Raw genomic sequence first — 14,346 nt, 5'->3', positions numbered from 1 at the left:
ATCCCGTTCACGGGTAGATCACGCCCTTGCGCAGCAGGAAGTTGGCGTAGAGGCGCCGCTCGCCGCTGCGGACCACCGCGTAGGCGGTGCGGGTGCGGGCGTAGAACTCGGGGATCGGCATCTCGGTGATCGCGATCGAGCGCCCCTCGGCACGGTCGGCGCTCGCCTGGTAGCCGTCGTAGAGCGGGCGGGTCTCGGGCGGGGCCTGCATCACCGCCATCGGGCTCTCGACGAAGTCGTCGAGGGGCAGGAGCGACAGGATCGCATCGAGGAGCGCCGGCGCCGTCGTGCCCGGCAGGTCCACCAGCCGCCGGGCGTTGCTCGCCGAGGGGAAGTTGGCGTCGGCGACGACGATCTCGTCGCCGTGGCCCATGTCGTCCAGGATCGCGAGGAGCTGCCCGTTGAGCAGCGGGTCGATGGTCTTCAGCATGGCGTTTCCTCGTGCCCGTTCCGTCGCGGGCCGGCATGACGCCGTCGTCACCCGGTCCGGCGGACGTCGTCACGGCGCCAGGTTAGTCTCCGCCGCCGAGCCGGGCAACGCGACCGCAGGCCCGGTCCTGGGGCGGGACGGGCCTTAGGGCGCGGCGATCAACCCCTTGTCCTCCAGGCTCCGCCACAGCCCGTCGGGGATCGGCTGCTCGAACCAGGCCACGGCCTGGCGCAGCTCCGCCGCACTCCTGGCGCCGACGACCACGTTGGCGGTGGCCGGATGGCGCAGCGGGAACTGGAGCGCGGCCGCCGGCAGGGGCACGCCGAACGCCCGGCATTCCGCCTCCAGCGCCTCGGCCTTGGCGAGGATCGCGGGCGGCGCGTCGACGTAGTCGTACGTCCTGCGGCCCGGGCCGGCGGCGGCGAGGATGCCGGAGTTGAGTACCCCGCCCATCACCAGGGCGACGTCCCGGGCGAGCGCCTTGGGCAGCAGCGCCTGCGCCGCCGAGGCGTCGAGGAGGGTGTAGCGGCCGGCGAGCAGGCAGACGTCGAGGTCGGCCTCCTCCATCGCCTCGGCGATCGCCCCGGTCTCGTTGACGCCGAGGCCGAACCCGGCGATCAGCCCGGCCGAGCGCAGCTCCGCGAGGGCCCGGAAGCCGCCGCCCCGGGTCAGCGCGTTCCAGTGATGCGCGTGCGCCTCGCCGTGGGTGACCCGGCCGATGTCGTGGACGAACAGGAGGTCGAGCTTCGACAGGCCGGTGCGCTGGCGCGAATCGTCGTAGGAGCGCAGGATCGCGTCGTAGGAATAGTCGAAGATCTCCCGGAACGAGAGGCCGTTGTGCCAGCCGGAATCGAACGCGTTGCGGGCCGCCTCCGGCGGCAGCGGCCGGCCGGGCCGTTCGATGCCCATCAGCCGGCCGACCTTGGTCGAGACGACGAACCCGGCCGGATCCGCCTCGCGCAAGCGCTCGCCGACGAGGTGCTCGGCGCGCCCGAGCCCGTACATCGGCGCCGTGTCGACGTGCCGGATGCCCGACGCGAGGGCCGCGTCGAGCGTGGCGCGGGCATCCGCCAGCGGCACCGGCGCGTAGAGCCCGCCGAGCGGCGCGGTGCCGAGGCCGAGGGCCGTGAGCGCAAGGCCCGCCCGCTTGAGCGGGCGCTCGTCCGAAACCTTCATCGATCCGCCTCCCGGAGTTTATTTACCCGTGAGGAGATGTTCCGATGATTCTCTTGCCGCATCAACGACCTCGCCCCGAGGCCGTTGATGCGGCACGAGACATCTCGCGCTGGCGCCGGGTCCGGGCGTCCCGGCGCTTCGGGGTCCGCGCCAAGGGCTCCGGTCGGTCCGATGGTGGACGGTCCGTCGCCCGCGGCTCGCTAAACCGCGTCGGCGGCGGCATCATGGGGCGGCCCGGCAGGGCCCGAGCCCTGCACGACGCGCTGTCCCGCTTGCCCGGTCCCCGTCCTTGCACGAACCTTCCCTCCCGCAGGTCCACGACGAGACGCCGGCTCCTGCGCGACCGCCGGCACCGCGGGCGTGGCGCTGGATCCCGCACGCGATCCTCGCCGTGGGCCTGCTCGCCACGGGGCTGGGCACCGCCGCGACCTGGCGGGCGGCGACGACGCGGGACCGCCTGACCTTCCTGCACGCGACCGAGGTCGAGCTGCGCTCGGTCGAGGACCAGTTCCGCACCTATGCCGCGCTCCTGCGCGGCGGCGCCGGCCTGTTCGCCGCCCACGGCGACGCCGTCACGCTGGCCGAGTTCCGGGCCTATGTCGACCGCATCGAGTTCCAGAGCCTGTATCCCGGCTTCCTCGGCATCGGCTTCACCCCGACCCTGCCGGCCGCCGAGCGCGAGCGGTTCGCCGCGAGGGCCGAGGCGCTGGGCGTGCCGGGCTTCCGCGTCCACCCGTCGACCGACAACCCGCTGATCAGCCCGGTCCTGTTCGCCGAGCCGCCGAACCCGCGCAACCAGGCCGCCATCGGCTACGACGTGATGTCCGACCCGGTCCGGCGCGACATGGTCGAGCGCGCCCGCGACAGCGGCCAGCCGGCCGCCTCGGCGCGCATCCAGCTCGTTCAGGAGATCGACGCGAACAAGCAGGCCGGCTTCCTCGTCGCCATGCCGGTCTATGCCGGGGGCGGCGTGCCGTCCGATCTCGCCGAGCGCCGCCGCCGCTTCCTCGGCTTCGTCTTCGGCGCGTTCCGGGCCAACGACCTGTTCAACAGCATCGTGGCGGCCAGGGCCGAGGAGGACGCGGCCTTCGCGATCTACGACGGCGCCCCGGACGAAGCGACGCTGCTGCACCGGTCCGCGCGCGCCACGGACGCCGTGGCGGGACGGCTAACGCGCGAGGCGACGCTCAAGCTCGGCGGCCGCACCTGGACGGTGAGGTTCGAGCAGCGTCTCTCCCCGCGGCGCGCCTCGGCCCTGTCCGAGGTCTGGCTGATCGGCGGCGGCGGCCTGCTCGCCACCGCTCTCCTCGGCTTCGCCGCGTTCCGCCAGCGCCGCACGCAGGACGAGATCCGCCGCCTCAACGCCTCGCTGGAGGCCCGGGTCCAGGACCGGACGCGGGACCTGCGGGAGGCGGCCGACCGCCTGCGCCAGGCCGGCGAGGAGCGCGCTCGCATGGAGGAGGTGCTGCGCCAATCCCAGAAGATGGAGGCGGTGGGCCAGCTCACCGGCGGGCTCGCCCACGACTTCAACAACCTGCTGGCGGCGATCTCGGGCTCGCTGGAGCTGATCGAGGCCCGCATCGGCCAGGGCCGCTCCAAGGACGTCGCGAAGTACATCGCCGCCGCGCAGGGGGCCTCGAAGCGGGCGGCGGCGCTGACCCATCGCCTCCTCGCCTTCTCGCGCCGGCAGACGCTGGCGCCCCGGGCGGTCGACGTGAACCGGCTGGTGGACGGGATGCTCGACTTGGTCCAGCGCACCGTCGGACCGGGCATCGACGTGCGGCATGCGGGGGCGGACGACCTCTGGCCCGCGCTGGTCGATCCCTCGCAGCTCGAGAACTCGCTCCTGAACCTGTGCATCAACGCCCGGGACGCGATGCCGGACGGCGGCCGGATCGTGATCGAGACCCAGAACCGCTGGATCGACCGCCGTCGGGCCGAGGCGCAGGACATGCCGGAGGGGCAGTACCTGTCCCTGTGCGTGTCGGATACCGGCGCCGGCATGCCGCCCGAGGTCGTCGCCCGGGCGTTCGACCCGTTCTTCACCACCAAGCCGATGGGCGAGGGGACCGGGCTCGGCCTGTCGATGATCTACGGTTTCGCCAAGCAGTCGGGCGGGCAGGTGCGGATCGCCTCCGAGGTCGGCTCCGGCACGACGGTGTGCCTCTACCTGCCGCGGCACCGCGGCGAGGCCGACGGGGACGGCTCCGTCCCCGAGAGGCGCCCGATGGCCCCGGCCGTGGCCGGCGAGACCGTGCTGATCGTCGACGACGAGCCGACCGTGCGGATGCTCGTGAGCGACGTCCTGAGCGAGCTCGGCTACACTGCGGTCGAGGCCACCGACGGGGCCGGCGGCCTGCGGGTGCTCCAGTCGGACGCGCGCGTCGACCTGCTGGTGACCGACGTGGGTCTGCCCGGCGGCATGAACGGGCGCCAGCTGGCCGACGCCGCCCGGGCGAGCCGGCCGGGCCTGAAGGTCCTGTTCATCACCGGCTTCGCCGAGACCGCCCTGTTCGACAACGACCGGATCGAGCCCGGCATGGCGGTGCTGACGAAGCCGTTCGCGGTCGACGTCCTGGCGGCGCGCATCCGCGAGATGATCGCGCTCTGACCGCAGGCCCGGCGCTCAGGCTCTGCCGCCTTCGAGACCGACATCCGGATTGCCGGCCTGGAAGGCCGCGAGCGGCGCCTCGACGATGCACGCGAATCCGTCGCGCGGGAACGAGAGCGCAACCTCGCCTCCCACCAGGCCGGTCAGCCCGCGCTCGATCAGCCTGGTCCCGAACCCGCGGCGCGTGGGGGGCGTCACGGGCGGGCCGCCGCTCTCGCGCCAGGCGAGCCGCAACCGCGGTACGCCTCCGGCCTCGCGGACGTCCCAGGCGACCGCGACCCGCCCGGCCGCGTTCGAGAGGGCGCCGTACTTCGCCGCGTTCGTCGCCAGTTCGTGCAGCATCAGCGACAGCGACAGGGCGACCGGCCCGCCGACCGGTACCTCCGGCCCGGACAGGTCGAAGCGGCCGGACGCGTCGGCGTGCAGGTGCAACGCGCGTGCGATCACGTCCCGGATGGCGCTGCCGCCCGCCTCGCCGCCCGTCTCCCCGCCCAGGAGCAGATCGTGGGACCGCCCGAGGGCGGCGAGGCGGCCGGCCAGGACCTCGCCCGCGGCCGTCAGGTCGGCGGCCGAGCGGAGTGTCTGGCCGGCGATCGCCTGGACCATCGCCAGGAGGTTCTTGAGCCGGTGGGCGATCTCGTGGGTCCGGAGCTGCTGCTGCTCCTCGGCGGCGATCCGTGCCAGCGCGAGCCCTGCCCGTTCCGCGACGACCTGCGCGAAGGCGACTTCCTCGCGCGTCCAGGCGCGCGGTCCGGCATCGTGGAGGCACAGCACCCCGACGAGGCGGCCCTCCGCCATGGTCGGCACGTTGACGAGCGCCCCGATGCCGAAGCGTCCGAGCGCGCGGTGGCTCGGCGCGGTGCGGGGATCGGTCCGGACGTCCGCGACCACCACCGTCTCGCCCCGGCGCAGGTCCTCGACGTAGGTGCCGTAATCCGCATAGGCGTGGCGGCCCATGACGCTGCGCTGGCCCGGCCGCGTCCAGTCCCGCTGGAAGTCGATGCAGCTCTCGGTCCGGTCGACGACGCCGTAGGCCGCCCGGATGAGGCCGAGAGCGTCCCCGGCCGTCTCGGCGACGACGGCGGCGACCGCGTCGGCGTCGGGGACATCCCGGAGACGGTCGCCGAGCGTCGTCAGGGCAGCCTGGCGCCCGGCGGCCCGCTTCTCGGCGGTCCGGTCGCGCGAGATCGCGAGGAGGCGCTCCGGCCGGGCATCGGGGCCGCGGATCGGCGTCACAGACACGTCCCAGAACTTGGCGACGCCGCGCAGGGTGCCGGCCCACGCCTCGAAGCGCCCCTCGCCGCCGCCGGCGGCAGCCGCGACGGCCGTGCGGGCCGCGGCTTCGGCCTGCCCCGACCAGAGGCTGGGCCATGGGGTTCCGGCGATCGTCGCGAAGTCGTCGACCTCCATGGCGCGCAGGCCGGGGCCGTTCATGAAGTCGAGGCGGCCGTCGAGGTCGAGCACCTTGATGCAATCAGGCGACGCGGACAGGACACCGTGCAGGAAGGCCTCGCTCGCCCGCAGCCTGTCGGCCTCCGCCCGCGTCGCACGGAGGGCGCGACGCGCCTCCAGCAGGATCATCGCCTGTCGTCCGAGCGCATGCAGGATGCCGGCCTGGGACGCCGTGAGGCCGTCCGCGCGCGGCGCGCGGTCGATGACGCACACCGTCCCGAGGCCGTGGCCGCACGGGCTGCGCAGCGGGGCGGCCGCGTAGAAGCGGAAGGCCGACGGTCCCGTGACGGCGCGGTTCGCCCGCGTCCGCCGATCCAGCGCGAGGTCCGGGATCACCAGCACGGTCTCCTCGGCCAGCGCGTGGACGCAGATCGCATGATCGAGCGGCGTCTCGGGGTCGTCGAAGCCCAGGCGGGCCTTGAACCATTGCCGGTCGGCGGCAACGAGGGTGATCATGGCCACCGGCACGGCGCAGGCCTCGCTCGCCAGCCGTACGATCCCGTCGAACTCCTCCTCGGGCGAGGTATCGAGGATGCCGTAGCCCCCGAGCGCCGCGACGCGCGCCGCATCGGCGACGTAGCCGTCCGGAACGATCCCGGAAGCCGGGGTCATGTCGGCGCCCCGACGCCGCAGGGCGTGCGAGGGGCGGCGCGAGGCCTCGGCCTCGCCGGAAGCGGTCGCGGGCGGCCCCGTCCGGCCATGTCGCTCCGGGGAGGCGGCGCTCGCCTTCCGCGCCCGCCCCTCACGCCCCTGCACGATTGCCATCGCCCGCCGACCCGCGCCAACCGGGCGCGGACGTTAAGCCGTCGCGTCAACCTTGAAAAGGAGCCACAGCACACGACGACCCATATCAGGCTTGATAAATTTCAATCACGTCTTTTAGTTCGATAAATCAGTGCAACCGAAGGGGATGAAATCTTCTTCCTTGTGGTCCATCTTGCCTCGTCGGTGCAGTCCGCCGGGAGGCGGGCGGCGAGGCGGGTCGAGATCCTGCATCGACCCCGGCGCCGAGGTGCCCGAACGGACCGCCCCGGTCAGGAGGCGCGGGCGAGCGGCAGGACCGGGCGGGCGGCGGGCGGGTCGCCCTCGCGCGGCGGAAGGCCGGCGCCCTCGATCCGTGCGACGAGGGCCGCGACCTCGCAGGCCGGCCGCGCCGGGCTGTAGAGGAAGCCCTGCGCGACGTCGCAGCGCTTGTCCCGCAGGACGTCGAGCTGCTGGCGGGTCTCGACGCCCTCGACCGTCACCGTCATCGACAGGGCCCGCGCCATCCGGGCGATGGCCTCGACCACGGCGACCTTCTCGGGCCGGCCCTGCAGGTCGCGCACGAAGGAACGGTCGACCTTCACCTTGTCGAACGGGAACTCGGTCAGGTAGCTCAGGGACGAGTACCCGGTGCCGAAATCGTCCAGCGCGATGCGCACGCCCTGGGCGCGCAAGCGGTTCAGGTTCTCCAGCACCTCCGCCCCGTGGTCGAGCAGCACCGATTCCGTGATCTCGATCTCGAGGAGGTCGGGCCGCAGCCCGGTCTCGCGCAGCACCGCGGCGACCTCCTCGTGGAAGCCCGGCATGCGCACGTGGATGGACGAGATGTTGACCGCGACCCGCAAGCCGTCCCAGGCGAGGGCGTCGGCGCAGGCGCGCCCGAGCGCCCAGCGGCCGATCTCGACGATGAAGCCGGTGGCCTCGGCGACCGGGATGACCTCGCCCGGCGAGACCCAGCCGTGCCCCGGCTTGTTCCAGCGCAGCAGCGCCTCGAAGCCCGCGACGCGCCCGCTGCGCAGGTCGACCAGCGGCTGGTAGTGCAGCTCCATCGCGTCGGCGGCGAGCGCCTCCCGCATGTCGAGGTCGAGCTGGCGGTGGTGCTGGGCCTTCTCCTCGAGCGCCGGATCGAAGGTCCGCCAGCAGCCCTTGCCGTCCGCCTTGGCGGCATAGAGGGCGAGGTCCGCGCGCAGGAGGAGGCTGGAGGCGTCGAGCGCGTCGTCGGGTACAGTGGCGATGCCGACGCTGACGCCGACCTCCAGCAGCGCCTCGTCGATTCGGTACGGGCGACGCAGCTCGGCCACGATCCGCGAGGCCAGCGCCTCCGACCCGGCCCGCTCCGCGTCGCGGACGACAACCGCGAACTCGTCGCCGCCGAGGCGGAACGCGCCGTGCGGGCCGCAGACGGCGAGCAGGCGCGCCGCAACCGCCTTCAGGAGCCGGTCGCCGACGAGGTGGCCGCAGGTGTCGTTGACGCCCTTGAAGCCGTCGAGGTCGAGGTAGAACAGGGCGGAGCGGCGCTCGGCGCCGCCGGCCTCGCGACAGACATCCTCGAGCGCGCCCTGGAAGCTGGTCCGGTTGGGCAGTCCCGTCAGGGCGTCGTGGCCGGCCAGGAAGGCGATGCGGGCCTGCGCCGCCCGGCTCGCGGTGACGTCGGAGCCGACGCCGCGATAGCCGAGGAAGGTGCCCTGCCGGTCGAAGGCGGGTTTTCCGTTCAGCGTCCACCAGCGCGTCCCCTGCGCGGTGCGAAGGCTGACCGTGAGGTCGCGGAACGGCAGCCGGGCCTGGACGGCGGCGATGACCGCCTCGACGTCCCCGCGCGCCGCCCCCTCGGCCGCGAACTCGCGCAGGACCGCCAGGACGTTGAGGTCCTCGGCCTCCAGGTCCTCGCGGCCCCGGCCGAGCAGGCCGGCGAAGCGGCGGCGGGAATGGTGCAGGCGCCCGGTCCCGTCCGTTTCCCAGAGCCAGTCGCTCGCGCCCTCCTCGAAATCCTTCAGCAACAGGCCGATGGTCTCGCTCTGCTCCTGCACCACCGCCCGGTCCCACAGGCGCTGGTAAGACAGCCGGCACATGCGGCGCGCGCTGAGGAACACGAACGCCGCGTAGACCGCGAGCAGGATCGCGATGTACTGGCCCACCGGCGCCTCGCAGCCGAGCAGGCCGACGAACAAGCCGGCGACCACCGGCGCGGCGAGCAGGAACGCGACGCCGAAGATCGGGCCGACGACGTAGGCGTCCGACACGAGCCCGGCGCAGACCGCCACCAGGATGACCCGGTAGGCGTTGTCCATGCCCGGCAGCAGCACCGCCGGCAGGCTGGCCCAGGACAGGCCGAGCGCGAAGGCGAGCAGCTTCGAGACGGCGAAGCCCCGCCGCACCGCGTGCTCGCTCGCCCCGGCTCCGAAGGTGCCGCGGCAGCGCCGGGCCGCCGCCACCGTGAGGGCGCACAGGAGGGTCACCGCCCCGGCCAGGCCCAGCAGATAGGCGTGGGCGGCGATGTCCCAGAACATGTAGGCGAGCGCCACCGCCACCGCGGCCTGCGTCACGGCGGAGTAGTTCGCGAGCTGCAGCGTCTCGCCGAGCATCGCCACGCGGGTCTCGTGGCGCAACCGGTGATTGCTCGAGCCGGAGGCGTCGTCGACCGGGCGGTCCGGGCGGGAGCGGGCGGCCGCGGGGGACGTCTCGGTGGGGCTCACGGCGTCGCGTCCGTTCGAGGCGACGGACCGGCGCCGTCGCGCCGAGGCCGGTCGGGGAGGAGCCCGGGCATGTCGGCGGGCACCGGTCCGCCTCGACGGCGAGCGTCGCACGCATGCGAGCTGGACTGTCCGATCCCACACCGCATCCGACACCTCCCGCCCGATGAGATCGATCGTCTCACCGTCCGCCAGGATGGACTTGTTGGCCTAACACGCGTTCAAACCGAAACGTGAAAAGTCGAGGCATCCGACGCTTTTCGCCGTGTTTCCGGTCATCTCGCCGGTCGGCGACCGGCGTTCGACGACGTTTGAAAGATTTCAGTCCTTTTTGCAGCGCCGGCGTCGCCCGCTCGGCCCGCCCGATCGGCTGTTTTCGGTCGACATGCCGGAGCGGTTGACCAGTCTGGCGGCGCCTCCTCGCCGGCCCACTCCTGCCCAGGCACCCCTGCCCAAGCACCCCTGCTAGGCATTCCTGCCCACACCCTTGGCCCGATGCGTGCGAGCCGCCACACTGCCCCGTCGCGGGGAAGGCCAGAGGACACGGATGTCGGCTCACGATCACGCACCCTACCGGACCCAGAACTGGAGCCTGACGAAGCCGGTCGCGTCGGGCCGGCACGGGCTCGTCGTCGCCCAGAACCGGGAGGCCGCCGAGGCCGGGGCCGCGATCCTGGCGGCGGGCGGCAACGCCGCCGATGCCGCCGTCGCCACCGCCTTCGCCCTCGCGGCGGTCGAGCCGTGGAACAGCGGGCTCGGGGGCATCGGCTTCGCCCTCGTGCTGCCGCCCGGCGCGAGCCGGGCGACGGTCGTCGATTTCGGGCCGGTCTCGAGCCGCAACGCCCGGGCCGAGGATTATCCGCTCACGGGCCAGACGAAGCGCGACCTGTTCACCTGGCCGGAGGTCGAGGGCGACCGCAACGTCCACGGCCCGCTCTCGTTCTGCATCCCGTCGGCGGTCGCGGGCTACGGGCAGCTGCACGACGCGTTCGGGACCGGCGGCCCGGTGGCCGCCCTCCTCGCGCCGGCCCTGCGGCTCGCGCGCCGGGGGCTCGCCCAGGACTGGTTCACCACGCTCAAGATCGCCGCCTCGGCCTCGGTGCTGCGGCTCTACGAGGAGAGCGCCCGGCTCTACCTGCCGGGCGGGCTGCCGCCGGTGGCGCCCTACCAGGGCACGCCCGGCTTCCTGCCCCTCGGACGCCTCGCCGACACGCTGGAGCGGCTGGCGGGGGCGGGCCTGCGGGATTTCTACGAGGGCGCGGTCGCCGCCGATCTCGTCGCCGACGTCGCGGCGCTCGGCGGCGTCATCGACCGGGAGGACCTGGCCGGCTGCCGGGCGGTGCTGCGCGAGGCACCCACGATCGCCTGGCGCGGCGACCATCTCGTCCACACGGCCGGCGGCCTGACCGCCGCGCCGACGCTGGCCGAGGTCGTGTCCGGGATGGCGCCGGTCCCCTGCTCGCCGGGCGGCCCCGACGGGGCCTGGTTCGCGAGCCTCTCGACCGTCATGCGGGAGGCCTACGGCCGGCGCCTGGCCGGACTGGGCGCCGCCACCGAGCCCGGCGACACCTGCACCACCCACCTCACCGTCGTGGACCGGGACGGCATGATGGTGTCGATGACGACGACGCTCCTGTCCTCGATGGGGAGCCGGGTCGTGCTGCCGAGGACCGGCATCCTGATGAACAACGGGATGATGTGGTTCGATCCGCGGCCCGGCAGCGCCAACCCGATCGCGCCCGGAACGCGCCCGCTCTGCAACATGTGCCCGGTGATCGTGACGCCGCGCGGCGGGGAGGGGCCCCGCCTCGCCGGCGGCGCCTCCGGCGGCCGGCGCATCCTGGCGAGCGTCTACCAGACCCTCGCCTTCCTCCTCGATTTCGGGATGGATCCGGGGACGGCGGCCCATCTGCCGCGCATCGACGTGTCGGGCCCGGAGGGGACGAGCGCGGATCTCCGGCTCGCGCCGGAGATCCGCGACGCCCTCGCCGCCGCGGGGCCCGTCGAGGTCGTCGAGTACGGCGTGATCCCGATCAACTTCGCCTGCCCCAACCTGATCCGGCTCGACGGCGACGTCGCGACCGGGTGCAGCGACGTCGCCTCGCCGTGGTCCGCCGCCGTGGCGGTTCCGGGGTAGGGGCGGACCCCTATCCCCATGACGGACCGGATCAGGCCGTCCGGCCCATCGCGGCGGCCGCGGCGGCAAGGCCCCACCGCACCAGCTCCTCGGCGTCGCGGGCCGAGTTCGCCTCGGCGTAGCAGCGCAGCTCGGGGGCGTTGCCCGAGGCGCGGAAATGGATCGTCCGGTCGCCGTCGAGCCCGATCCGGACCCCGTCCTGCTCGTCGACGCCGTGCGGCTGCCCGACGGGGCGAAGAAAGTCGCGGCGGAACGCCTCCTCGGCGAGACGGCGCAGGAACGCGCCGCTCCGCTCGGACGGCGTATCGGGCAGGCGGTCGCTCGCCGTCTCGCCCACGTCGAGCGCGGCCACGAGGTCGGCCAGCGGCAGGCCCGCCTGCCTGGCCGCCGCCAGGGTCGCGAGGATCGGCAGCACCGCGTCGCGGGTCGGCAGGGCCGGGAGGACCTTGCGGCCGGCCCCATCGCCGACAGGGCTGTCCGATCCGACGAGGAAGCCGCCATTGGCCTCGAAGCCGCAGACGATCCTCGCCCCGTCCCGCGCCGCCCGCTCCATGCCGGCGATCACGAAGGGCGAGCCGACCCGGGTGCGCAGCACGCGCCGGAAGCCGCCCGCGCGCTCGATGGCAGAGCCGGCCGTCACCGGCACCACGACGGCGTCGGCGCCGAGATACCGGGCGGTGATCAGGCCGAGGACGTCGCCCCGCAGGATGCGGCCGCGTGCATCGGCGACGAGGGGACGGTCGGCGTCGCCGTCGGTGGTGACGAGCGCGTCGAACGCGCCGGAGGCCATGGCCTCGCGGATGAACGCGACGTCCTGCGGGTGATGGGCCTCCGTGTCGATCGGCACGAACGTCTCGGACCGGCCGATCGGCACGGCGTCGGCGCCGAGCGCCGACAGCACGTCGACGAGCACGTCGCGGGCGACCGAGCTCTGCTGGTAGACCGCGATCGTGAGGCCGGCCAGGATGTCCGGAGCGAGGACGTCGAGGTAGCGGCGGCGGTAGCGCGCGATCGCGTCCGGCTCCGGCTCGGCCGGGACGGCCGGGGGGAGGGGCGCCGGGTCGGCAATGTCGCCGAGGGCGCCCAGGATGGCGGCCTCGTCGGCCTTGGTGATCTCGCCGTCGGGGCGGTAGAACTTCAAGCCGTTGCGATCGTCCGGGATATGGCTGCCGGTGACCATGACGGCGAGGCTGCCGCGCCGTGCCGCCTCGAGCGCGAGGGCCGGCGTCGGCAGCGGGCCGCAATCGATCGCGGTCAGGCCGGCCGCGGCCGCCGCGGTGGCGACCGTGGCGGCGATTCCCGCGCTGCTGGCGCGCAGGTCGCGCCCGATCACGACCTCGCGGCGCATGCCCGGCTCGGCGCCGACGGAGGCGAAGAACGCGGCGGCATAGGCGAAGCTGGGCCGCCCGGTCAGGTCCGTCACCAGGCCGCGCAGCCCGGAGGTGCCGAATTTCAAACTGTTCATCGGGCAATGCTCTTTGAAACCGGTCGGACGCACATCGACCGGGCGCTCGTGGCGCCCGAACGGGAAGCGGCCGCGCGGGTTCGCCGGGGCGCGCTGTCCGGTTCGAGAAAACACGATGGCGGGAGGGGCACAATAGGCGCCGGGGAGCGCTCGATCAGACACGACCAATTCTGGTTCGGACAGTGCCGGACGCGGCAGCCGACCGGTCCGTGCCGCCGCGCTCATCGGCGATGCATGGCCCGCACCTCGACGCATGTCTCCGGCGCCCACTATCTCGGCGCATGGCCCCTCTCCCCGAGCCGGCGGCGCGCCTATCTGTTGCCTCGCAACACCGGAGAGAGCGCCCATGAGCGACCGAGCCGATTACGTGCCGCCGAAGGTCTGGACCTGGGACAAGGAGAGCGGCGGCCGCTTCGCCAGCATCAACCGACCGATCGCGGGACCGACGCACGAGAAGCCGCTGCCGGTCGGCAAGCACCCGCTTCAGCTCTACTCGCTCGGCACGCCGAACGGCCAGAAAGTCACGATCCTGCTGGAGGAGCTGCTGGCGCTCGGCCATGCCGGCGCCGAGTACGACGCCTGGCTCATCCGCATCGGCGACGGTGACCAGTTCGGCTCCGGCTTCGTCGAGGCCAACCCGAATTCGAAGATCCCCGCCCTCGTCGACCGCAGCGGCACGACGCCGGTCCGGGTGTTCGAGTCGGGGGCCATCCTGACCTATCTCGCCGAGAAGTTCGGCGCCTTCCTGCCGACCGAGCCGGCGGCGCGGGCCGAGACGCTGTCGTGGCTGTTCTGGCAGATGGGCTCGGCGCCCTTCCTCGGCGGCGGCTTCGGGCACTTCTACGCCTACGCGCCGACGAAGTTCGAGTATCCGATCAACCGCTACGCGATGGAGTCGAAGCGTCAGCTCGACGTGCTCGACCGGCGCCTGTCCGAGCACGAGTTCGTGGCGGGCGACGCCTACACGATCGCCGACATGGCGATCTGGCCCTGGTACGGCGGCGTGGTGAAAGGCTGGCTCTACGAGGCGGCCGAGTTCCTGGACGTCCAGAGCTATCGCAACGTCGTGCGCTGGGCCGACCAGATCTTCTCCCGTCCGGCGGTGCAGCGCGGGCGCAAGGTCAACCGCATCACCGGCGACCCGGCCGACCAGATTCACGAGCGCCACGACGCGAGCGACTTCGACACGAAGACGCAGGACAAGATTGCGGGCGCCTGACGGCTTCCATCGGATCGTTCGATGACGCGCTCGATTCCACCCCGCTCCTCGCCGGACTGGCGAGGGGCGTGCCGAACTGCGGTCGAAGAAGCCGGCCTCCAGCGGGCGCGGACGTTAGGTCCGGATTCGCACCGGGCGATGCATACCGGCCCATAACCGGACGCACGAAAGGCGGGCTCAAGCGGATCCGCGGAACCGGTTACCGGGACGCACGAACAGCCTGACCCGAACACGACGAAGCCCGCCCGGCGTGAGCCGGGCGGGCTTCGTCGTGTTCGGATTGTGTCGAGGAAACGTGTGACGTGCTTGGCAGGTCTGGCGGTGACCGACTCTCCCGTGTCTTGAGACACAGTACCATAGGCGCTGGGGCGGTTAACGGCCGAGTTCGAGATGGGATCGGGTTC

8 protein-coding genes and 1 rRNA gene are annotated in these 14,346 nt (G+C 73.2%); 3 read left to right on the top strand and 6 right to left on the bottom strand.

The window, feature by feature from the left end; all coding sequences use genetic code 11:
• Positions 1–7: 7 nt before the first annotated feature.
• Both V3T34_RS26720 and V3T34_RS26715 read right to left on the bottom strand, forming a co-directional pair.
• Complete coding sequence (locus V3T34_RS26720) at positions 8–430, bottom strand: RbsD/FucU family protein (protein WP_060847457.1); 423 nt, start codon at positions 428–430, stop codon at positions 8–10.
• Between the two features lie 144 nt (positions 431–574).
• The gene (locus V3T34_RS26715) at positions 575–1,606 is read right to left on the bottom strand and encodes an aldo/keto reductase (RefSeq protein ID WP_305078601.1); all 1,032 of its coding nucleotides are present in this window, start codon (positions 1,604–1,606) and stop codon (positions 575–577) included.
• Positions 1,607–1,997: 391 nt separating this feature from the next.
• Here V3T34_RS26715 and V3T34_RS26710 point away from each other — a divergent pair, with 391 nt between their 5' ends.
• A complete protein-coding gene (locus tag V3T34_RS26710) occupies positions 1,998–4,217 on the top strand; it encodes a CHASE domain-containing protein (protein WP_305078602.1) in 2,220 nt (739 codons plus the stop codon).
• Positions 4,218–4,232: 15 nt separating this feature from the next.
• Here the strand turns inward: V3T34_RS26710 and V3T34_RS26705 are convergent, their stop codons facing one another.
• Both V3T34_RS26705 and V3T34_RS26700 read right to left on the bottom strand, forming a co-directional pair.
• Positions 4,233–6,281, bottom strand: coding sequence for a GAF domain-containing protein (locus tag V3T34_RS26705; RefSeq protein WP_305078603.1), 2,049 nt, complete (start codon positions 6,279–6,281; stop codon positions 4,233–4,235).
• 422 nt (positions 6,282–6,703) lie between these two features.
• The gene (locus V3T34_RS26700; protein WP_305078604.1) at positions 6,704–9,124 is read right to left on the bottom strand and encodes a putative bifunctional diguanylate cyclase/phosphodiesterase; all 2,421 of its coding nucleotides are present in this window, start codon (positions 9,122–9,124) and stop codon (positions 6,704–6,706) included.
• A 544-nt stretch (positions 9,125–9,668) separates the two neighbouring features.
• Between V3T34_RS26700 and V3T34_RS26695 the strand changes: the two genes are divergently transcribed.
• A complete protein-coding gene (locus V3T34_RS26695) occupies positions 9,669–11,258 on the top strand; it encodes a gamma-glutamyltransferase (RefSeq protein ID WP_305078605.1) in 1,590 nt (529 codons plus the stop codon).
• Between the two features lie 31 nt (positions 11,259–11,289).
• On the opposite strand, the gene V3T34_RS26690 is transcribed toward V3T34_RS26695, so the two are convergent.
• Positions 11,290–12,723: a phosphohexomutase domain-containing protein gene (locus tag V3T34_RS26690; protein ID WP_305078606.1), complete on the bottom strand. Its 1,434-nt coding sequence runs from the start codon at positions 12,721–12,723 to the stop codon at positions 11,290–11,292.
• A gap of 346 nt (positions 12,724–13,069) precedes the next feature.
• Here V3T34_RS26690 and yghU point away from each other — a divergent pair, with 346 nt between their 5' ends.
• Complete coding sequence (gene yghU, locus V3T34_RS26685; protein WP_331369324.1) at positions 13,070–13,942, top strand: glutathione-dependent disulfide-bond oxidoreductase; 873 nt, start codon at positions 13,070–13,072, stop codon at positions 13,940–13,942.
• A 313-nt stretch (positions 13,943–14,255) separates the two neighbouring features.
• Here yghU and rrf read toward each other — a convergent pair.
• Positions 14,256–14,346: ribosomal RNA gene (gene rrf, locus V3T34_RS26680) — 5S ribosomal RNA — on the bottom strand; the annotation flags it as partial.

Origin of the sequence: Methylobacterium ajmalii, assembly GCF_036448855.1 — a bacterium.
Lineage (GTDB): Bacteria > Pseudomonadota > Alphaproteobacteria > Rhizobiales > Beijerinckiaceae > Methylobacterium > Methylobacterium ajmalii.
This window is presented reverse-complemented; position numbering and strand designations above follow the sequence as displayed.